The sequence below is a fragment of the Acinetobacter sp. 742879 genome (assembly GCF_000588535.1).
GTDB lineage: Bacteria > Pseudomonadota > Gammaproteobacteria > Pseudomonadales > Moraxellaceae > Acinetobacter > Acinetobacter pittii.
On sequence record NZ_JFYC01000012.1, the window covers coordinates 1 to 20909 of the forward strand.

Sequence of the window (20909 nt, forward strand, 5' to 3'; positions counted from 1 at the left end):
CAGTATAAGTTACCCCATTAATAACAACTGTAACGGCTGTAGTAGCCGCATCTGAAGGAACGTTTGTCAAAACACCAGTAATCGTGACATTGCCAGCCGCTTCTGATGCATTAACCACATTATCAGCTGTTACCGAATCAACAGCAAAGTTAACACCATCCGTATTTGGACCAACTGCATCAACAATAGCTGTTCCTGGTCCTGATGTATTGCCAGCAGGGTCTGTTGCTACAGCTGTAACTTCATCACCATTATTCAAACCAGGGTTTGGTACAGTCCAAGTACCATCCGGTCCTGCTACAACACTTGCCGTACTACCGTTCGGATAAGTCACAGTTACTGTTGAACCAGGTTCTGCTGTACCTGTGATCGGGTCTGTCCCGTTAACCGGGTCAATCACTGGTGCATTCGGTGCAGTCGTATCAATCGTATAAGTTTGTGTATCTTTAACAGTACTGCTATTACCTGCCGCATCTGTAAACGTTACAGTCGCATCAATGGTTTTATCTGCATCAGCTGTTAAACCACTACCAGGCACACTTACTGTCCATGTACCCGCTGTTTTGTCTACAGTTGCATTATAAGTTACCCCATTAATAACAACTGTAACGGCCGTATTGGCCGCATCTGCTGGAATGTTTTTCAAAACACCAGTAATCGTGACATTACCTGCTGCTTCTGATGCATTAATTACGTTATCTGAAGTAACAGGATCAACAGAGAAAGTGACTCCATCTGTATTTGGTGGAGTGGTATCAGCAGGTGTTGAGTCATCATCATTATCACTATTCGATGCTGCAGCGATAATCCCGCCCGCAACTAAAGGAATAGCTGCCCACAACCATGGGTTTACACCCGCATCGTGATAAAGTAATGGTTCAATTGAAGAAATAGGTTGGTAAATAACATCAGATACCAACTCTTGTGGTGCTTCTGCTGGTAAAGCAGCAGGTAAATCCTCAGCTACCAGAGCTTGTGGTTCAACATCACTGTCTGCGTCAGCGTCCGCATCGGCATCGGCGTCCGCATCATTTTCAGCATCTTTGAATTTTGCCCAAATCAACTGTCCATTTTCATCTTGAAAAACAAGACTGTTATCTTTAGGCTCAGCTGTTCCACTAAAGAAGCCTTCAATAACAATAGTCTCGCCATTTTTCAGGCGAATGACTGCATTGGTACCCTCCCTATTCACTACCAATACATCACTGGCAGCCACTTTTACCAATACGACCGACGCTTCTGAAAGCTTTGCAGAAGTTCCCTTGATTGTTGACAAGGTATCGTGACTATCCTTGGCAATAATTTGTATTTCAGGCATATCTGTATTCCTTTTATATTATTGATTTAAATGATTTTATGTATAATTCTTTTTACTTAATCTTTCTAAGTTTTTGACCTACAACTTAAAAACATTAAGTAATGTGATCATTTTTACATTAAACACTTTAAAATAAAAAAAACAAATACTAAAGTACCTAAAGAAAAAATTTTAATTAATAGAAATTATATATAAGTCTTAGTTAAGTTTTTCTTATGTTAATTTAATGAAAAATCACGTTAAACGTTTTATATATAAAACAAATTTATTATTTTACTATTTACCATTTGTTGAAAAATCATTTAATTAAAATATTCATATAAAAATTATTAATATCTTAATAAAATAAAATATATTATTAATGATATATATAGAAAAAAAAGGCTTTAGGTAATATTTTACTATTATACTAAAACCTCATTTTTAAATATCTTATAAATTTTAAAACTATTTATATTTAGAAATTATCTGGACTCTCAAATCTTTTTACTTCTTGTAACTTATTCGGGTCATGCATTGTCGCAATTCCGTCCTCAGTTTTTTGGTCTACAAGAATATCTGGATTATAAACAGTGATCGTCTCTCTGCCCATTGCATCCTCCCCCACAATATACTGAAAACCTCTTCGGTTCATCTTATGGCACAACCTTTGATAGAAGCCTTTTAAGCCTTCAGTTTCTTCGTTGGGGTTGTAATAAAAAGCATTCATCACAGCTGGTAAACCTAGGCCGCACACAATACCTGATAACAATACACTAATAAATGTATATCCAATCAGGATACTACTATAGGGACTTAAGGCAGGGATATTGGCTACTGCCAAAATCAATGCAAGTGAAATTCCTCCTCGTACCCCACCCCAAGATAAAATAGTCAAACTACCGTTGTAGCTTTTAGTTCTACGCATTGTGGGAAAAAAAGCGAAAGCCATAAAGTTGGCAGCAAAACGAGAAATATGAAGAATAAAGAAGGCAACAATACCGCCTAAAATCAGGCTAAAGTTTAGATCAAGAATAAATAACTCTAAGCCAATTAAAGTAAATAAGAATGAGTTAATAATTCCTTCTACAGTGTGCCAGAAATGGTTAACTTCTTGAATCTCTCGCTCTTCTCGTATTTCTTTCCATTTGTTTCCAACAATTAAACCGCCAATTACACAAGCAATCGGTGCTGATGCATGCGCAAACAAAGCAACCAAATATGCTCCACTTGCAAGTAAAGCTGTTGTTAAAATCAGGGACTCCATTTCGTGTTTACCACGTAATAGACGCAACACCCCTACCCCAAATGCCCAACCAATCCCGACGGCGACAACAATTTCATAAAGTAGAGCTTCTAATGTCGCTACCAATGAAAAATGTTCACCCTGTAAAACATTAAGTAAAGTCATAAACAATGCAATACACATTGCATCATTAAATAATGATTCACCTTCTAGCTTAACAATTAAATGATGTGGTGCGCGAATTGAACTAAGCACACCTTTAATACCAATTGGGTCTGTTGCCCCTAAAGCCGCACCTAAAAGTAATAGCACCAGAATTGGCACATGATATCCAACCAGTAATTGGAATCCGTAAAGTAAACTGCCAAATAATACGGCGCAAAGTACTAAGGCAATCGTTGCCAGAATACTAATTTGCTTCCAATAACTTTTTAGATCTGAAATTTTAAATTTGAGTGCAGAAGAAGTTAGAATAAAACAAATAACACCATTAATTAAAAAATCATAAAAATCGATATGACGTACAGCTTCTTCAATATTATGAATGTTAATGGTAATAAACTGGTTACCGTTTAGTAGGCTGGCACCCCACTGTAGAATAAAGACAAAAATTGCTGAGACCAGAGGAACACCAATCGCCTGTGGAAAGCCTAAAATACGCTTATTAAAGATCGTGGTTGCAATTGATAATGCAAAAACCACTGTAAACGCTTGTAATAGAAAAAAATTACCCATGAATACCCTTCTTCTGGGTCAACGACCAAATAAACAACTTTGCTAGATCGACCAAACTTAATAAAAAGCTGACACAACTATGCCATAATCATAAAAACAGAAATTAGGACACAAGTTTACCGAATTGATTGAACAATCTATCAATCTGTTAAATTTCTTAACATTATTTATAGTTATGATCTAAAAAAGATGAGCTTATTAAATTATGTTTAACAAGACTCATCCTATAAAATTTTAAACTGGATTATTAAAAGTATCGCATTGATTAATATCACCAGTTTTTAAACCCACTTGGAACCAGTGCATTCGCTGTTCACTACTGCCATGAGTAAAGCTATCAGGAACAACCTGACCCGTAGAGCGCTTCTGTAAATAATCATCTCCAATTTTTTGAGCAGCATCCATCGCTTCTTCAATGTCACCTTGCTCTAAAAATTGAGTTCGCTGTTGATTATGACTCACCCAAATACCCGCTAAACAGTCAGCTTGTAATTCTTGACGAACAGATAATTGGTTACCTTCTCTTTGGCTGACTTGTGCACGGGCTTGCTGTACTTGTGACGAAATACCCAGCAAGGTTTGAACATGGTGCCCTACTTCATGTGCAACCACATAAGCTTGTGCAAAATCCCCAGCTTGATCTTCTCTAGAAAGTTCAGTTTGGTTCTGCTCACCAGAAATTCCCATTTGCTGACGCATATCTTTAAAGAATTCTGTATCGATATAAACCTTTTGGTCTGCAGGACAATAAAATGGCCCCATTGCAGATTGAGCAGTACCACATCCTGACTGAACCGTTCGACTAAACAATACTAATGTTGGTGGCGTATAGCTTTTACCTAACTGTTTAAATATGGGGGTCCAAGTATCTTCCGTATCAGCCAAAACCGTTCCAACAAAATCCGAGGCTTCTTTTTGCTCGGCCGTTAAACTTTCTGGCGCAGTTGCATTTGATTGTTGTGAAGCAGTAACTTGCTGCGTTGCTTGATAAGCCTGCTGTGGGTCAACACCAAAGAACTTCCACGCAACAAATGCAACAACCAAACCAATAATACTGATACCGCCTGCTCTAACACCGCCACCACCTCGACGGTCCTCAACATTGCTACTAATTCGTCGACCTTTCCAGCGCATAATTTCCCTCTTCTTTTTAGAATGGCATCATGAACCCGATGCTTTTTTAGGCCACATTTTTTGTATTAAGCTCACAATTAATAGAACAATTGCACCTGCAACAAGTCCTATTCCAAAGTTAATCAATGTTGGTGTTAAAGCACCAATGATGTTACCCACTGCTGGTATTGTTTCCACATGATCCACTGTGTCTTCAGTTAAGTGATGAAGCAATGGAATCGTATGATTAATAATCCCGCCACCCACTAAAAACATTGCAATAGTGCCCACGATTGAAAGTAATTTCATCAAAATAGGAGCAAAAGCTAATAGGCCTCGACCTATAGTTTGTTTAAATGAGGTCGACTGTTCTGTTAAATATAATCCCAAATCATCAATCTTAACAATCATACCAACTAGGCCATAAACGCCAATCGTCATCACAACAGCAATAACACTTAAAACGCTTAACTTTGTCATTAAAGTAGCTGTAGCAACTGTACCAAGCGTAATCACCACGATCTCAGCCGATAAAATAAAGTCAGTTCTTACTGCTCCTTTTATTTTTTCTTTTTCAAAAGTTGCTAAGTCTAATTCTTCAGTTTCAAGCTCTGCTTTTGCTTCCTCTGATGTAGAAGCTTTTTTATGCATAATGGTATGAAGAACTTTCTCTACTCCCTCATAACATAAAAATAACCCCCCGAGCATTAATAGCGGGTTAATAAGCCAAGGTGCAATCACACTAATTAACAATGCTAAAGGAACTAAAATAAGCTTATTAACAAATGAGCCTTTAGCCACTTTCCAAACAATAGGTAGTTCGCGATCTGCGCGCACACCTGTTACTTGCTGAGCATTTAAGGCCAAATCGTCACCTAAAACTCCGGCAGTTTTCTTGGCTGCCATTTTGCTCATTAAAGCAACATCATCTAAAATTGTTGCTATATCATCTAGTAATAAAAGTAAGCCACTCGCCATTTCTTATCCAAGTTTGTATTTATTAAGGCTATTGTAAGATGATTTTTTTGAATTTCTGTAATTTTACTGAATAAATTCACAATATTATTTTAAGAAAAGTTTCCCCAATCGCTGACGAAAAAAATTTATTTCCCGTACAATAATGCCAATCTTTTATATTACAGGGCTTACTACCCCTGATTAAGCCAATACGATAGTGGAATAAATAATGAGTAATGTTGATCAGCGTCCAATTATTTTGACAGGCGACCGCCCAACCGGACAACTTCATCTTGGGCATTTTGTCGGTTCTTTGCGTTCTCGTGTAGGTTTACAGGATAGCCATCATCAACATCTCTTATTAGCAGATGCACAAGCATTAACAGATAATGCAGATAATCCAGATAAAGTTCGTCGTAATATTCTAGAAGTTGCTCTAGATTATTTAGCTGTAGGCATTGATCCAACAAAAACTACCATTTGTGTTCAGTCTTGCTTGCCAGCACTCAATGAACTCACAATGCTCTATCTTAACTTTGTGACAGTTGCGCGTTTAGAACGTAACCCGACCATTAAATCTGAAATTCAAATGCGTGGTTTCGAGCGTGACATTCCAGCTGGTTTCCTCTGCTACCCTGTTGCACAAGCGGCTGATATTACTGCTTTCAAAGCAACTGTGGTTCCAGTTGGTGAAGATCAGATTCCAATGATTGAACAAACCAATGAAATTGTACGTCGAGTAAATCGCCAAATCGGTCAAGATCTTTTGCCTGAATGTAAAGCTTTGCTTTCTAATATGGCACGTCTACCTGGTTTTGATGGTAAAGCGAAAATGTCTAAATCATTAGGCAATACCATCGTTTTAAATGCTTCTGATAAAGACATTAAAAAAGCTGTTAATGCGATGTACACCGATCCAAATCACCTTCGTATTGAAGATCCAGGTCAAGTTGAAGGCAATATTGTATTTACTTATTTAGATGCATTTGATCCAAATAAAGAAGAAGTTGAAGAGTTAAAAGCTCACTATCGTCGCGGTGGTCTTGGTGACGGTACAGTTAAAAAACGTCTTGAAGGTGTCTTAAAAGAGTTAATTACACCTATTCGTGAACGTCGCGAAGAACTTGCTAAAGATCCTGACTATATTATGGATGTTTTACGTCAAGGTACAGATAAGTGCCGTCTTATTACTCAACAGACTTTAGACGAAGTTAAAGATGGTTTAGGTTTATTTAAATTTTAATTCTCGTTAGAAATTAAAAGCCCTTCGGGGCTTTTTTTATTTATTAGATTCAATAATATTCATTTTTTAGAATTACTAATGTATTGATAGCCATTCACAGGCTTTTACCCTATTAACGTGAAGTAACACTTATTAACGCTAATAGCGATGAAGAATATCTTAACTTTATCTATTATCCTCTATGTAGGTTACATCATATGAGCCTCACGACATTTCTCCTTAAACCGAAACTGTTTTTACAGATTCGTTGTTCTACGCAATGATCACCCCAATCATTGCGTATTTTTTTGCCTAAAAATTTTATTTATGAATTAGCTATACTTATAAAAACTCTTATTTTTCTTTAATAAATAAAAAAACACCGCATCATTTTTCAGATGCGGTGCTTTTTAAGATTCAGCGTAAAGCGATTAAGCTAAACCTTTCTCTTTTAAAACTTGCAACATAGTTGAACCAAGCTCAGCTGGGCTACGAGTGTAAGCCATACCTGCTTTTTCAAATGCAGCGAATTTCTCTTCAGCAGTACCTTGACCACCAGAAATAATCGCACCAGCGTGACCCATACGCTTACCTTTAGGAGCAGTTACACCAGCAATGTAACCTACTACAGGCTTAGTCACGTTAGATTTGATGAATTCAGCAGCTTCTTCTTCCGCTGTACCACCGATCTCACCGATCATGATGATTGCATCAGTATCTGGATCATCTTGGAACAATTGAAGCGCTTCGATTTGGTTCATACCTGGGATTGGGTCACCACCGATACCGATACAAGTAGACTGACCTAAACCAAGCTTAGTTGTTTGAGCAACAGCTTCATAAGTCAATGTACCTGAACGCGAGATGATACCAATACGACCTGGTTGGTGAATATGACCAGGCATAATACCAATCTTACATTCACCCGGAGTGATCACGCCTGGACAGTTAGGACCAACTAAACGAGTACCGTTACCGTTAGTTTCTAAGTAGCGTTTTGCTTTAAGCATGTCGATTGTTGGAACACCTTCAGTGATCACAACGATTAGGCCAACACCTGAATCAACCGCTTCAACGATTGAGTCTAAAACGAATGGAGCTGGTACATAGATTACAGATGCATCTGCATTTGTTTCACGTACAGCTTCTTTCATTGTGTTGAATACTGGTAGGTCAAGGTGAGTAGTACCGCCTTTACCTGGAGTAACACCACCAACAACTTTTGTACCGTAGTCTAAAGCTTGTGCAGAGTGGAAAGTACCGTTTTTACCAGTAAAACCTTGTACCAATACTTTAGTGTCTTTATTAATTAATACGCTCATGATTGATACTCCCCTTACGCTTTAACTGCAGCTACAACTTTTTCTGCGGCATCAGACAAGCCGTTTGCAGAAATTAATTTCAAACCAGATTCATCAAGTAATTTAGCACCTAACTCAGCGTTGTTACCTTCTAAACGAACAACAACTGGAACAGTTACGTTTACTTCTTGAACCGCTGCAATAATTGCTTCAGCAATCATGTCACAACGTACGATACCACCGAAGATGTTGATTAAAACACCTTGTACAGATGTATCAGCAAGGATGATTTTGAACGCTTCGATTACGCGCTCTTTAGTTGCACCGCCACCAACGTCAAGGAAGTTTGCAGGCTGACCACCATAAAGTTTAATGATGTCCATAGTTGCCATTGCAAGACCAGCACCGTTAACCATACAACCGATGTTACCTTCTAAAGCAACATAGTTAAGATCAAATTCAGATGCTTTTAATTCACGCTCATTCTCTTGAGACTTGTCACGTAAAGCAGCAACTTTAGGTAAACGGTAAAGCGCGTTAGAGTCGATACCTACTTTTGCGTCTACACATAAAATTTCACCATTTTCACGAACTGAAAGTGGGTTAATTTCAAATAAAGCAAAATCATTTTCAACAAATGCTTGGTAAGCAGCTGTCATGATTTTTACGAATTGACCGATTTGTTTGTCTTTCAAACCTAAAGCAAACGCAACTTCACGTGCTTGGAATGGTTGTAAGCCAACTAATGGATCAACTTCAACTTTGATAATTTTTTCTGGAGTTTCTTCAGCAACTTTCTCGATTTCTACACCACCTTCTGTAGAAGCCATGAAAGTAATACGACGGCTAGAACGGTCTACAACCGCACCTAAGTAAAGCTCACGCTCAACTGGGTATACGTCTTCAGCAACAATAATGCTGTTTACTGGTTGACCATTTGCATCTGTTTGATACGTTACAAGACGAGTACCAATGATATTGTTTGCAAATTCGATAACGTCTTCTTTAGATTTTGCAACTTTAACGCCACCAGCCTTACCACGACCACCAGCATGAACTTGCGCTTTCATTACCGCGAATTTACCACCAAGCTGTTCAAATGCAGCAACTGCTTCGTCTGCATTGGTAGCCAAGATACCTTCTTGTACTGGCATACCATATTCTTTCAATAACGCTTTAGCTTGATACTCATGTAAGTTCATTTAGTTACCTACTTAACTTTGTTTGTTGTCTTCAATTTGCGCAACATTCTCATGTTACATATGCAAATTGCTGTCTACGTCTTTCACCTTGATGCTTTTTTAATCACACCATCGAATGTGAAAAAGAGCGGAGAACCGCTCTTTATTTTATTTACGCTTACGTTGAATCGCGTGAATTGCACGACCATCTACAGCAAGTGCAGCTTCATGAACAACTTCAGAGAATGTTGGATGACCAAATGTCATTAACTGAAGATCTTCAACAGAAGATACAAATTCAAGAGCGATCATACCTTGGTGTACGATATCAGATGCTGCAGGTCCAATAACATGCATACCTAATAAACGGTCAGTTTTTGCATCAGCAACAAACTTAACAAAACCAGCACCTTCACCCGCCGCTAAAGCACGACCATTTACAGCAAAACCGAATTGACCAGTTTTAACTTCATGACCTTTTTCTTTAGCTTGTTCTTCAGTTAAACCAACCCATGCCGCTTCCGGATGTGTATAGATAACAGAAATGATTGTGTCATAGTTCACTTGAGCTGCATGACCGTGAATACGTTCAACAGCCATTACACCTTCTTCCATTGCTTTATGAGCAAGCATTGGACCACGAACCAAGTCACCAATCGCGTATACACCTTCTACAGAAGTTGCACAGTGATCATTTACTTCAACTAGACCGCGTTCAGTCAATTTAATGCCTGAATCATCTGCCAATAAACCTTCTGCATAAGCTTTACGGCCTACACAAACGATTAATTTGTCAAAAGTCTGAGTTTTTTCTTCGCCGCCTTGAGTGTATTTAACAGTCACTTCACGACCATTAATTTCAGTACCAGAAACTTTAGCACCGATACGAATATAAAGACCTTGCTTAGTTAAAAGTTTTTGGTAGTCTTTTGCCAAAGCTTTATCAGCCATTGGTAAGAATGCATCCATTGCTTCAAAAACAACAACTTCAGCACCAAGACGACGCCAAACAGAACCAAGCTCTAAACCGATTACACCTGCACCAATTACACCTAAACGCTGAGGTACTTCTGGGAAGTTCAATGCACCAGTTGAATCAACAATAATATCTTGATCTACAGGAGCTACTGGAATATTTACAGGCACAGAACCAGACGCAAGAATAACGTATTTAGGTTCTAAAACTTGAGTTTCGCCTTCATGAGAAACGAACTCAACTTTTTTACCAGCAAGTAATTTACCTGTACCTTTTAACCATTCAATGCCATTGCCTTTAAGCAATTGATCGATACCACCAGTTAATTGGTCAACAATTTTGTCTTTACGAGCAAGAAGCTTAGCAAGATCAAAATTCACTTCACCTGTAGTGATACCGTGATCAGCTAAGTGATGTACTGTATCTTCGTAACGGTGAGAAGAGTCAAGTAATGCTTTAGAAGGAATACAACCTACGTTTAAGCATGTACCACCTAAAGATGGCTTACCGTTGTGAATACGTTTTTCGATACAAGCGACTTTAAAACCTAGTTGAGCAGCACGAATCGCAGCTTCATAACCACCAGGACCACCGCCAATAACAACAAGATCAAATTGTTGAGACATTGTTTATCTCCATGGTCCGAGATAGAGGATCACTCTACCTCGGTAATATTATTCGAAGAAATTAAAGATCAAGGATGAGTTTAGCTGGCTCTTCTAACAATTCTTTGATTGCTACCAAGAAACCTACAGCTTCTTTACCATCGATCATACGGTGGTCATAAGAAAGTGCTAAATACATCATTGGCAAGATTTCAACTTGACCATTTACAGCCATAGGACGCTCTTGGATTTTGTGCATACCCAAGATACCAGTTTGCGGTTGGTTCAAAATAGGAGTTGAAAGTAATGAACCGAAAGTACCACCATTAGTGATTGTGAAAGTACCACCAGTCATTTCTTCGATAGATAATTTACCATCACGTGCTTTACCAGCGTAAGCAGCAATACCTGCTTCAACTTCTGCATAGCTCATACGATCAGTATCACGCAATACTGGTACAACAAGACCACGATCAGAAGATACTGCAACACCGATGTCATAGTAACCGTGATAAACGATATCATCGCCATCAATTGAAGCGTTTACAGCTGGGTAGCGTTTAAGCGCTTCAGTTGCTGCTTTAACGAAGAATGACATGAAGCCTAAACGAGCACCATGGCGTTTTTCAAAAGCATCTTTATATTGCTTACGCAATTCCATGATTGGCTTCATGTTAACTTCGTTAAATGTAGTTAACATTGCAGTTTCTTGAGTTGCAGCAAGAAGACGTTCAGCTACACGCTTACGTAAACGAGTCATTGGAACACGTTTTTCGATACGCTCACCAACAGCTACACTCAATGGAGTAACGTTAGCAGCTGGTTTAGCTTGATGGTTTGCAACATCTTCTTTAGTGATACGACCACCACGACCAGTACCTTGTACGTCAGCAGCAGCAATACCAGATTCAGTTAACGCTTTACGAACCGCAGGAGCTTGATCAGATACAGTTTCTGTACGTTCAACAACAGGAGCTGCACCAGCTTGAGTTTGAGCAACTGCTTGTTCTACTGCTGCAGGAGCAGCAGCTGCGCCAGCACCAGCTTCAAATTGAGCAATAACTTCGTCAGAAAGAACTGTATCGCCTTCATCTTTAATGATTGCAACCAAGCTACCATCTGCAGGAGCAACAACTTCTAAAACAACTTTGTCGGTTTCAATATCACAGATTACTTCATCACGTGATACAGGTTCACCCACCTTTTTATGCCAAGTTGCGATGGTGCCATCTGCAACAGACTCTGGGAATACCGGTGCTTTAATTTCGGTTGCCATTATTGAGAATCTCCTGATTGTTCAGCTTCGATTGCCAATGCATCATTAATTAGCTGAGCTTGTTGTTTTGCATGCAAGTACGGTGAGCCACAAGCTGGTGCAGCAGAAGCTTCACGACCTGCAAAACTGATACGGATTTGTTTGCCAGATTTTAAGATATCGTCATATAAACGCGGTGCAATAAATAACCATGCGCCTTGGTTCTTCGGCTCTTCTTGTGCCCAAACAAGTTCTTTGACGTTTGGATATGCAGCCAAGATTTCCGCAAGACGTTGCTCTGGGTATGGATACAACTGTTCAATACGTACGATTGCAACATTAGTTAAGTTTTGTTCACGACGTTTTTCAAGTAAGTCGTAATAAACTTTACCGCCACAAAGTACAAGACGAGTTACATCTGACTTGTTAATTTGATCGATTTCATCAATTACAGTTTGGAATGACCCATTTGCAAGCTCTTCTAAAGTAGAAGTCGCAAGTTTATGGCGAAGTAAAGATTTCGGTGACATTACAATCAATGGCTTACGAATTGGGCGTACAGCTTGACGACGTAATGCATGGAAAATCTGTGCAGGTGTCGTTGGAGTGATCACTTGCATGTTGTCTTCAGCACATAACTGTAAGAAACGTTCTAAACGAGCTGATGAGTGTTCTGGGCCTTGACCTTCGAAACCGTGTGGTAACAACATTGTTAAACCACAAACACGTTCCCACTTAGTCTCACCAGAAGCAATAAACTGGTCAATCACAACTTGAGCACAGTTTACGAAGTCACCAAATTGTGCTTCCCAAATAATCAAGCTCTTAGGAATTGTAGTTGCGTAACCATATTCGAATGCAAGAACTGCTTCTTCAGATAAAAGAGAGTCATAAATCGCAAAACGTGGTTGGTTCTCTTTCACATGACAAAGTGGAATGTAAGTTGAACCATCAGCTTGGTTATGCAATTTCGCATGACGGTGTGAGAAGGTACCACGACCCACGTCTTCACCAGTAATACGAACTAGATAATCTTCATCTAATAAAGTTGCATAAGCTAAAGTTTCTGCTGCACCCCAGTTTAATGGAGTTTCACCAGTTTGCATTTTTACGCGGTCTTCAATTACTTTTTGAACCTGACGCTGCATTACAAACCCTTCAGGAAGTTTGCTCATGCCCTCGCCTAATTCTTTTAAGCGATTTAAGTCAAATGAAGTATCCCAATCGTCTGTGTAGTCATGGCCCAAATATGGCGTCCAATCAACAAACATTTTGGTATTTGGTTCAAGAATCAATGCATTTGCTACATGATTACCCGCTTCTAAATCAGAACGGTAATCTTCAACCATTTGGTCTGCTTCAGCACGATCAAGTACTTTCTCTTGAACAAGTTGATCAGCATAAAGTGTACGAGTAGTCGCTTTCTTCGCAATTACTTGATACATCAATGGCTGTGTACCAGATGGCTCATCTGCTTCGTTATGGCCACGACGACGATAACAGAACAAATCGATAACAACATCTTTACGGAATTCGTGACGGAAATCATGTGCTAATTGAGTAGCAAAGATAACAGCTTCAGGATCATCGCCATTTACATGGAAAATTGGCGCCTGAATCATTTTAGCAACGTCTGTACAGTATTCTGTAGAGCGTGCGTCACGAGGATCAGAAGTTGTGAAACCTACTTGGTTGTTCACAATAATATGAACTGTACCACCAACCGTATAGCCACGAGTCTGTGACATCTGGAAGGTTTCCATGTTCACGCCCTGACCTGCAAATGCCGCATCACCATGAACAATCACTGGTAAAACGTCATCACCGCCAATGTCTCTACGACGTACTTGACGTGCACGTACAGAACCTTCAACTACAGGACCAACAATTTCCAAGTGAGATGGGTTAAATGCTAATGCCAAGTGAACTTCGCCACCTGGAGTCATTACATTACTTGAGAAACCTTGGTGGTATTTAACGTCGCCAGAACCTTTTTTATGAATTGATTTACCTTCGAACTCACCAAATAAGTCCGCAGGGTTTTTACCCATAATATTCACAAGAAGGTTTAAACGGCCACGGTGTGGCATACCAATAACAACTTCTTTACAACCTACAGCACCAGCACGCTGAATAATCTCGTTTACCATAGGAATAAAAGATTCGCCGCCTTCAACACCAAAGCGTTTAGCACCGACGTATTTATTACCAAGATATTTTTCAAGACCTTCAGCAGCAGTTAAACGCTCTAAGAAGCCTTTCTTTTGATCATTTGTGTAATTGAATTTACCACGGGCACTTTCAAGACGTTGTTGAATCCAACGTTTTTCTTTTGTGTCCACGATATGCATGTATTCAACACCGATCGAACCACAATAGATTGATTCCATTGCTTCAATCATTTCAGCAAGCGTTGCTTCGCTTTTGCCGATTTCAAGATTGCCAGTATTGAATACAGTATCTAAATCTGATTTGGTTAAACCGTGAGCTGAAAGATCTAAATCTGGAATCTCTTCACGCTTAGCAAGACCTAATGGATCTAATTTAGCTTTTTGATGTCCGCGATTACGATATGCAGCAATAAGTTGTAAAACGCCAATTTGACGACGCTCATGCTCAGTACTTACAGTACTTTGTACAACAGGTTGAACACGATTAGCATTACGTCCTAGTAATAGGAATTGCTCACGCACAGCGCTGTGTGGTTGGTCACCCTTTGGATATTTATCGAAATATTGGCGCCAGTCCTCAGCTACAGAGGTTGGGGAAGTCAGGTACTGCTCGTAAAGTTCTTCAATATACGCTGCACTATCAGCGGAAAGTTCAGTGTCAAGACGCAATGCGTCAGCAACTTCTTGCATTTGTGGACCCATTTCCTATTGCAAAAAATATTACAGGCTGCCTTTTAAGCACACCCATGATGCATAATGCCAAATTGGTAAAAAAGGCATTACTTACCCAACAGGTCTCTAAGACCATGGGGCGTCATACTACCTAGAGAGAAAACTCCATAGGTAATTAATGAATCACAACGCCCTCAATGGCATCATCACTCACCTTATACTCGATTAAAACCGAGCAATTTTTTGCAAATCTTTTTAGAAAAATTAACTTTAAAATTAACTTTTCTAAAATGACTTTAACCATAAAAATTAAGCACAGATCTAAGATCGTGCTACTTAAATTAATTTCACTAGTATACGCTTTTTTCACCTATAACTTTGTGGCAAATCGTATCATGTTCTTAAACAACGATTGATTTTTTTGACACATACCACCTATAAATTGGCGAAATACATAAGCGATTTTATCTTTTAATATATGGTGCAATATATAAAATCCTCGCTCTTTTCGACCAAAGTCTAAAGTTTACATTATAAAATTAAAAAAAAACGCACATCAAGGATGCGCGTTTTCTATTTGTGCAGAATTAACCCGCTTGATCTAATAGCATGTTACGGATGTGACCGATTGCTTTAGTAGGGTTTAGACCTTTAGGACATACTGACACACAGTTCATAATACCTTTACAACGGAACAAACTGAATGGATCGTCAAGACGAGCCAAACGGTCTGCAGTAGCAGTATCACGAGAGTCGATGATAAAACGGTATGCATTTAACAATGCTGAAGGACCCAAGAATTTATCAGGGTTCCACCAGAATGATGGGCATGAAGTTGAACAACACGCACAAAGAATACATTCATACAAACCATTTAAGTGTTCACGCTCTTCAGGAGACTGTAAACGCTCTTTAGGTGGAGCTGGTTGGTTATTGATCAAGAATGGCTGAATTTTGTCATATTGATCATAGAATTGGTTCATATCAACAACCAAATCTTTAACAACCGGCAAACCTGGTAATGGACGAATTACAATTTTCTCAGGCAGGTCATTTAAATTCCATAAACAAGCCAAACCATTTTTACCATTAATGTTTACACCATCCGAACCACAAATACCTTCACGGCATGAACGACGGAACGTTAATGATTCATCTTGAACCTTCAAAGCAAGTAATGCATCAAGCAACATACGGTGCTTATCAGTCAATTCAAGCTTGAAAGTTTGCATGTACGGCGCTTTATCCTTATCAGGATCATAGCGGTAGATTTCGAATGTACGAGTACCTCTACTCATCTTTATACTCCCGATTAGAATGTACGTGGTGCTGGTGGAATTGCATCAACAGTCAACGGTTTGAAGCGCACAGGCTTATATTCCAAACGATTGTCTGATGAATACCATAAAGTATGCTTCATCCACTCATCATCACGGCGACCGTATGAATAAGTTGGGTGATCAGCTGGCAATTCATAGTCAACTACAGTATGCGCACCACGACACTCTTTACGCGCAGCAGCTGAAATTAATGTAGCTTTTGCAACTTCATATAAGTTTTCAACTTCAAGCGCTTCAACACGTGCAGTGTTAAATACTTTAGATTTATCTTTCAAGTGAATGTTGCGCACACGTGGTTCAAGAGCAAGAATCTCTTTAACACCTTTATCAAGCAAAGCTTGAGTACGGAATACACCAGCGTGATCTTGAACGATATCACGAATCGCATCAGCAACTTCTTGTGCATTTTCACCAGAAGTTGATTCATCCAACTTACGTACGCGATCTAAAGTTTGCTCTAATACGTTTGTTGGAAGTGGCGCATATTCATCACCATGATGCTTAGTTACGTAGTCGATAATGTGCTCACCAGCAGCTTTACCAAATACAACCAAGTCAAGAAGTGAGTTAGTACCTAAACGGTTTGCACCATGTACTGATACACAAGAACATTCACCAATTGCATAAAAACCTTTTACAGGTTTAGTGTAGTTATCTGTACCTGCTTCAGGTAAGCACACTTGACCATGCATATTTGTAGGAATACCGCCCATTTGATAATGGATTGTTGGTACTACAGGAATTGGTTCTTTAGTGATGTCAACGTTCGCAAATTTTTTACCAATCTCAAATACAGATGGTAAACGCTTCATGATTGTGTCAGCGCCCAAGTGAGTCATATCTAGTAAGATATAATCACCTTTTGGACCACAACCACGACCTTCTTTAATTTCTTGGTCCATAGAACGTGATACGAAGTCACGTGGAGCCAAGTCTTTTAAAGTTGGTGCGTAACGTTCCATGAACGGTTCGCCGTCTTTGTTACGAAGGATTGCACCTTCACCACGACAACCTTCAGTTAACAATACGCCTGCGCCCGCAACACCCGTAGGGTGGAATTGCCAGAATTCCATATCTTGTAATGGAATACCAGCACGAGCAGCCATACCAAGACCGTCACCAGTATTGATATAAGCATTTGTTGATGCACGGTAAACACGACCAGCACCACCGGTCGCAAACAATGTCGCTTTTGCTTGGAATACTGCGATATTACCAGTTTCTTGGTCAATCGCTGTTACACCAAGAACATCACCTGCTTCGTTACGGATCAAATCAAGCGCGATCCATTCAACGAAGAACTGAGTACCCATTTTCACGTTGCTTTGATAAAGCGTGTGTAATAATGCGTGACCAGTACGGTCAGCAGCAGCACAAGCACGTGGAACTGGTTTATCACCATAGTTCGCAGAGTGGCCACCGAACGGACGCTGGTAAATTGTACCATCAGCGTTACGGTCAAACGGCATACCCATGTGTTCAAGTTCATACACAACTTTTGGTGCTTCACGACACATAAATTCAATTGCGTCTTGGTCACCTAACCAGTCAGAACCTTTTACCGTATCGTAAAAGTGGAAATGCCAGTTATCTTCTTGCATGTTACCTAACGACGCACCGATACCGCCCTGAGCAGCAACTGTATGTGAACGTGTTGGGAAAACTTTAGTAAGTACTGCAACTTTCAAACCTGCTTGAGCAAGTTGGTAAGAAGCACGCATACCAGAACCACCACCACCAACGATAACTGCATCGAAAGTGAGGTTTTGAATATTTGAATAATCTTCTTTAGGGGTTATCGCGCCCATGATATCTTCCTATCAATTCGCCCAGAAAATCTGGATACCCCAGATTGCGTACACAAACACTGCAATAATGACAGCCGTCGTCAGTACAAGGCGTAAACCTTTCGCTGAAGGACCCATTTGACGAGTAGTGACATAGTCAGTGAAAACTTGCCACATACCAATCCATGCGTGTGCGATAAGCGATAAAATTGCCAATAAAGAAAAAATCTTCATTGGTAATGTCATCATGAAGCCAGCCCACTGTTGATAGTCAAATCCACCTTTGCAGAGAATCCAACCAAAAAGAACAACAGTATAAGCTGCTAATACAACCGCACTTACACGCTGGATAAACCAATCACGAGAACCTGAACCAGTTAAACCTGTAGCACTTTTCATTAGAACATAATCCATACAAAGGCTGCGATAATGGCTACCACAGATAAGATCAATGAAATTGTCGCTGCAATACGACCACTTTGCAGTTCTTCAGCAAAACCTAAATCTGCAAGTAAGTGCTTAACTCCAGCAATAAAGTGGAATATCAAGCCGGCTGCAAATACCCAAACAACAAAACGTACAAGGATATTTCCAAAAACGACATTTTTAACGTAGTCAAATCCTTCTGGTGAAGATAATGATTTATCTAGAATCCATAAGAGAACTGGTACTAATAAGAAAACGATGACACCTGATAAACGGTGTAAAATTGATGCAATAGCCACGGGTGAGCGTAAATTTACCGCTAACACCTGACCCATGGACAAATTGACAGGTCTGTTGCTTTTCACAGCGGGCATCCTGTAGGTAGAAACTCCGACCGGAGTTTGTTGAATTAATTCCAAGGAAAGCTGGCATTGTTAGGCAAGCACAGCTCATGCCTAACCTATAAACGACACTGAATTATAAAACGCGAAGTATCAAAATACAAACAATCCACTTTGCCATTTCAGCAAAAAACCATTAAATAAGAATCATTCAAAACAATATTACATTATTAGGTCATTAAAAAAACTATACCTATATACATCATGTCCTTGTTTAAAATAACTTTTTATTTAATTTCATTTTTTCTGAAATTTCTTTTAAATAAGCCGATTTTAGACTAAAGATAAAGTTATAAATTCCTCATATCAATAGAAAAATGATCGCAATACCCTCCTATTTTCAATGTGAGCCACATTTCAAATAAGTGAACAGACTTATATTTCAGATAGATATTAAGCGATCTACACTAATTTTTCGAAAATGAATTTCATTAAAAAACAGTTCTTATGATTTTAAAGTCATCTGATGAGCTATTTTTTATACAATTAAACTTAAAAAAAGAACAATATTCTTTGTTACAACTAAATAAAAATACAATTTTTTTGAGTATAAATTTGAAATTACACCATGAGTTTTATGATTTTTTTAAGCAGATTGGCATTTTCTACCGCCTTATTATTCTAAATTGCAATTTATAAATTTGCTTACAATTGTACTCATCCTTCATTTTTTTTCTGCACGTTCTTGTTGAATTGACTTATTATACCATCCCGATGCAGTGATTTTACTGACTTTTTTGCTCGGGTCTTGATGACTAACTCTCTGTGGGAACGTCATTTTTTATCCATAAGTATAATTGACAAAATTTCAGTACTCACTAATCTTATAGCAAATTTTGACACCGTCTGATTCGCACATGAGAACATTAGGATTTCGAGTCAGATCAACATTCACCAGGACAGGAGATCTATTGAATGTCTGAAGCAAATGGCAAAAAAGCCGTATTACATCTTGATGGCAAAGAAATTGGATTACCAATCTACAGTGGCACTTTAGGTCCAGATGTAATTGATGTCAGCAGCATACTGAAAGAAGGTCATTTTACTTTCGATCCTGGTTTTATGGCGACAGCCGCATGCGAATCTAAAATTACTTTCATTGATGGTGACAAAGGTATTTTATTACACCGCGGCTACCCAATTGATCAGTTAGCAACTCAAGCAGACTACCTTGAAACTTGTTATTTATTATTAAATGGCGAGCTCCCAACTGCTGAACAAAAAGTTGAGTTTGATACGAAAGTACGTGCTCACACTATGGTTCACGATCAAGTTAGCCGTTTCTTCAATGGTTTCCGTCGTGATGCTCACCCAATGGCAATCATGGTTGGTGTTGTAGGTGCATTATCTGCGTTCTATCATAACAACCTAGATATTGAAGACATCAATCACCGTGAAATCACTGCAATTCGCTTAATTGCAAAAATTCCAACGCTTGCTGCTTGGAGTTACAAATACACAGTAGGTCAACCATTCATCTATCCACGTAACGATTTAAGTTATGCGGAAAACTTCTTGCACATGATGTTTGCTACTCCTGCTGACCGAGATTACAAAGTTAATCCTGTTCTTGCTCGCGCAATGGATCGTATCTTCACGCTTCATGCTGACCATGAACAAAATGCTTCTACATCTACAGTACGTCTTGCTGGTTCTACTGGTGCAAACCCGTATGCATGTATCTCTGCTGGTATCTCTGCACTTTGGGGCCCTGCTCACGGTGGTGCAAACGAAGCAGTTCTTAAAATGCTTGATGAAATCGGTAGCGTTGAAAACGTTGCAGAATTCATGGAAAAAGTTAAACGCAAAGAAGTTAAGCTTATGGGCTTCGGTCACCGCGTTTACAAAAACTTCGACCCACGCGCTAAAGTAATGAAGCAAACTTGTGACGAAGTTCTTGAAGCTTTAGGTATCAACGATCCTCAATTAGCACTTGCTATGGAACTTGAGCGTATCGCATTGAACGACCCGTACTTCGTTGAGCGTAAACTTTACCCTAACGTAGACTTCTACTCAGGTATCATCCTTAAAGCGATTGGTATCCCAACAGAAATGTTTACTGTAATCTTCGCTCTTGCTCGTACAGTTGGTTGGATCAGCCACTGGTTAGAAATGCACAGCGGCCCTTACAAAATCGGTCGTCCTCGTCAGCTTTATACTGGTGAAACTCAACGCGACATCAAACGTTAATATTCGAAAGAAAATTAATGAAAAAAAGCTGCCT

The 20909-nt window shown here is 39.2% G+C and carries 16 protein-coding genes and 1 pseudogene; 3 read left to right on the plus strand and 14 right to left on the minus strand.

Annotation, left to right across the window (positions count from 1 at the left end):
- The 4 genes from J690_RS17830 to J690_RS17845 form a co-directional block, all read right to left on the minus strand.
- On the minus strand, nucleotides 1–1318 hold a 1318-nt coding region (locus J690_RS17830), incomplete at its 3' end, for a BapA/Bap/LapF family prefix-like domain-containing protein (protein WP_032037307.1).
- Nucleotides 1319–1775: 457 nt separating this feature from the next.
- Nucleotides 1776–3278 (minus strand): cation:proton antiporter, encoded by a 1503-nt coding sequence (locus J690_RS17835; RefSeq protein WP_032037309.1) that lies wholly within the window; start codon nucleotides 3276–3278, stop codon nucleotides 1776–1778.
- 234 nt (nucleotides 3279–3512) lie between these two features.
- Nucleotides 3513–4412, minus strand: coding sequence for a KPN_02809 family neutral zinc metallopeptidase (gene ypfJ / locus J690_RS17840; RefSeq protein ID WP_032037310.1), 900 nt, complete (start codon nucleotides 4410–4412; stop codon nucleotides 3513–3515).
- A 27-nt stretch (nucleotides 4413–4439) separates the two neighbouring features.
- Entirely contained in the window at nucleotides 4440–5369 is a 930-nt protein-coding gene (locus J690_RS17845) for a DUF808 domain-containing protein (protein ID WP_002116309.1), read from the minus strand.
- Nucleotides 5370–5577: 208 nt separating this feature from the next.
- On the opposite strand from J690_RS17845, the gene trpS reads away from it, so the two are divergent.
- Complete coding sequence (trpS, locus tag J690_RS17850) at nucleotides 5578–6591, plus strand: tryptophan--tRNA ligase (protein ID WP_002116097.1); 1014 nt, start codon at nucleotides 5578–5580, stop codon at nucleotides 6589–6591.
- A 410-nt stretch (nucleotides 6592–7001) separates the two neighbouring features.
- On the opposite strand, the gene sucD is transcribed toward trpS, so the two are convergent.
- The 10 genes from sucD to sdhC form a co-directional block, all read right to left on the minus strand.
- The gene (gene sucD / locus J690_RS17855) at nucleotides 7002–7892 is read right to left on the minus strand and encodes a succinate--CoA ligase subunit alpha (RefSeq protein WP_000114637.1); all 891 of its coding nucleotides are present in this window, start codon (nucleotides 7890–7892) and stop codon (nucleotides 7002–7004) included.
- 14 nt (nucleotides 7893–7906) lie between these two features.
- Nucleotides 7907–9073, minus strand: a complete 1167-nt coding sequence (gene sucC, locus J690_RS17860) for an ADP-forming succinate--CoA ligase subunit beta (RefSeq protein WP_001048573.1) — start codon at nucleotides 9071–9073, stop codon at nucleotides 7907–7909.
- A 147-nt stretch (nucleotides 9074–9220) separates the two neighbouring features.
- Entirely contained in the window at nucleotides 9221–10654 is a 1434-nt protein-coding gene (gene lpdA / locus J690_RS17865) for a dihydrolipoyl dehydrogenase (RefSeq protein ID WP_032037311.1), read from the minus strand.
- Nucleotides 10655–10715: 61 nt separating this feature from the next.
- Nucleotides 10716–11909: a 2-oxoglutarate dehydrogenase complex dihydrolipoyllysine-residue succinyltransferase gene (gene odhB / locus J690_RS17870; RefSeq protein ID WP_016143315.1), complete on the minus strand. Its 1194-nt coding sequence runs from the start codon at nucleotides 11907–11909 to the stop codon at nucleotides 10716–10718.
- Nucleotides 11909–14749 carry a 2-oxoglutarate dehydrogenase E1 component gene (locus tag J690_RS17875; protein ID WP_025466613.1) on the minus strand — a complete coding sequence of 947 codons (2841 nt, stop codon included), beginning with the start codon at nucleotides 14747–14749 and terminating at the stop codon, nucleotides 11909–11911. The genes odhB and J690_RS17875 overlap by 1 nt, the downstream gene beginning before the upstream one ends.
- 157 nt (nucleotides 14750–14906) lie before the next feature.
- Nucleotides 14907–15035, minus strand: coding sequence for a hypothetical protein (locus J690_RS0104595; RefSeq protein ID WP_002116082.1), 129 nt, complete (start codon nucleotides 15033–15035; stop codon nucleotides 14907–14909).
- 283 nt (nucleotides 15036–15318) lie between these two features.
- Complete coding sequence (locus tag J690_RS17880; protein WP_002116292.1) at nucleotides 15319–16029, minus strand: succinate dehydrogenase iron-sulfur subunit; 711 nt, start codon at nucleotides 16027–16029, stop codon at nucleotides 15319–15321.
- A 14-nt stretch (nucleotides 16030–16043) separates the two neighbouring features.
- The gene (gene sdhA / locus J690_RS17885) at nucleotides 16044–17879 is read right to left on the minus strand and encodes a succinate dehydrogenase flavoprotein subunit (protein ID WP_002116225.1); all 1836 of its coding nucleotides are present in this window, start codon (nucleotides 17877–17879) and stop codon (nucleotides 16044–16046) included.
- A 12-nt stretch (nucleotides 17880–17891) separates the two neighbouring features.
- The gene (sdhD, locus tag J690_RS17890; RefSeq protein WP_000833672.1) at nucleotides 17892–18257 is read right to left on the minus strand and encodes a succinate dehydrogenase, hydrophobic membrane anchor protein; all 366 of its coding nucleotides are present in this window, start codon (nucleotides 18255–18257) and stop codon (nucleotides 17892–17894) included.
- On the minus strand, nucleotides 18257–18658 hold the full coding sequence (gene sdhC / locus J690_RS17895) for a succinate dehydrogenase, cytochrome b556 subunit (RefSeq protein ID WP_075384165.1): 402 nt from the start codon (nucleotides 18656–18658) through the stop codon (nucleotides 18257–18259). Before sdhC ends, sdhD begins: the two co-directional genes overlap by 1 nt.
- Nucleotides 18659–19132: 474 nt before the next feature.
- Here sdhC and J690_RS23990 point away from each other — a divergent pair.
- Both J690_RS23990 and gltA read left to right on the plus strand, forming a co-directional pair.
- Nucleotides 19133–19257, plus strand: a pseudogene (locus J690_RS23990) (hypothetical protein).
- Nucleotides 19258–19600: 343 nt separating this feature from the next.
- Nucleotides 19601–20875, plus strand: a complete 1275-nt coding sequence (gltA, locus tag J690_RS17900; protein WP_002116327.1) for a citrate synthase — start codon at nucleotides 19601–19603, stop codon at nucleotides 20873–20875.
- Nucleotides 20876–20909 lie beyond the last annotated feature (34 nt).

Excerpts from the sequence above, each read along its gene's own strand:
- sucC (WP_001048573.1), bottom strand. The coding sequence starts at position 9,073 with ATGAACTTACATGAGTATCAAGCTAAAGCGTTATTGAAAGAATATGGT.
- ypfJ (WP_032037310.1), bottom strand. The coding sequence starts at position 4,412 with ATGCGCTGGAAAGGTCGACGAATTAGTAGCAATGTTGAGGACCGTCGA.
- gltA (WP_002116327.1), top strand. The coding sequence starts at position 19,601 with ATGTCTGAAGCAAATGGCAAAAAAGCCGTATTACATCTTGATGGCAAA.
- sdhD (WP_000833672.1), bottom strand. The coding sequence starts at position 18,257 with ATGAAAAGTGCTACAGGTTTAACTGGTTCAGGTTCTCGTGATTGGTTT.
- J690_RS0104595 (WP_002116082.1), bottom strand. The coding sequence starts at position 15,035 with ATGGTTAAAGTCATTTTAGAAAAGTTAATTTTAAAGTTAATTTTTCTA.
- sdhA (WP_002116225.1), bottom strand. The coding sequence starts at position 17,879 with ATGGGCGCGATAACCCCTAAAGAAGATTATTCAAATATTCAAAACCTC.
- sucD (WP_000114637.1), bottom strand. The coding sequence starts at position 7,892 with ATGAGCGTATTAATTAATAAAGACACTAAAGTATTGGTACAAGGTTTT.
- J690_RS17880 (WP_002116292.1), bottom strand. The coding sequence starts at position 16,029 with ATGAGTAGAGGTACTCGTACATTCGAAATCTACCGCTATGATCCTGAT.
- J690_RS17875 (WP_025466613.1), bottom strand. The coding sequence starts at position 14,749 with ATGCAAGAAGTTGCTGACGCATTGCGTCTTGACACTGAACTTTCCGCT.
- J690_RS17835 (WP_032037309.1), bottom strand. The coding sequence starts at position 3,278 with ATGGGTAATTTTTTTCTATTACAAGCGTTTACAGTGGTTTTTGCATTA.
- trpS (WP_002116097.1), top strand. The coding sequence starts at position 5,578 with ATGAGTAATGTTGATCAGCGTCCAATTATTTTGACAGGCGACCGCCCA.
- odhB (WP_016143315.1), bottom strand. The coding sequence starts at position 11,909 with ATGGCAACCGAAATTAAAGCACCGGTATTCCCAGAGTCTGTTGCAGAT.
- J690_RS17845 (WP_002116309.1), bottom strand. The coding sequence starts at position 5,369 with ATGGCGAGTGGCTTACTTTTATTACTAGATGATATAGCAACAATTTTA.
- lpdA (WP_032037311.1), bottom strand. The coding sequence starts at position 10,654 with ATGTCTCAACAATTTGATCTTGTTGTTATTGGCGGTGGTCCTGGTGGT.
- sdhC (WP_075384165.1), bottom strand. The coding sequence starts at position 18,658 with ATGCCCGCTGTGAAAAGCAACAGACCTGTCAATTTGTCCATGGGTCAG.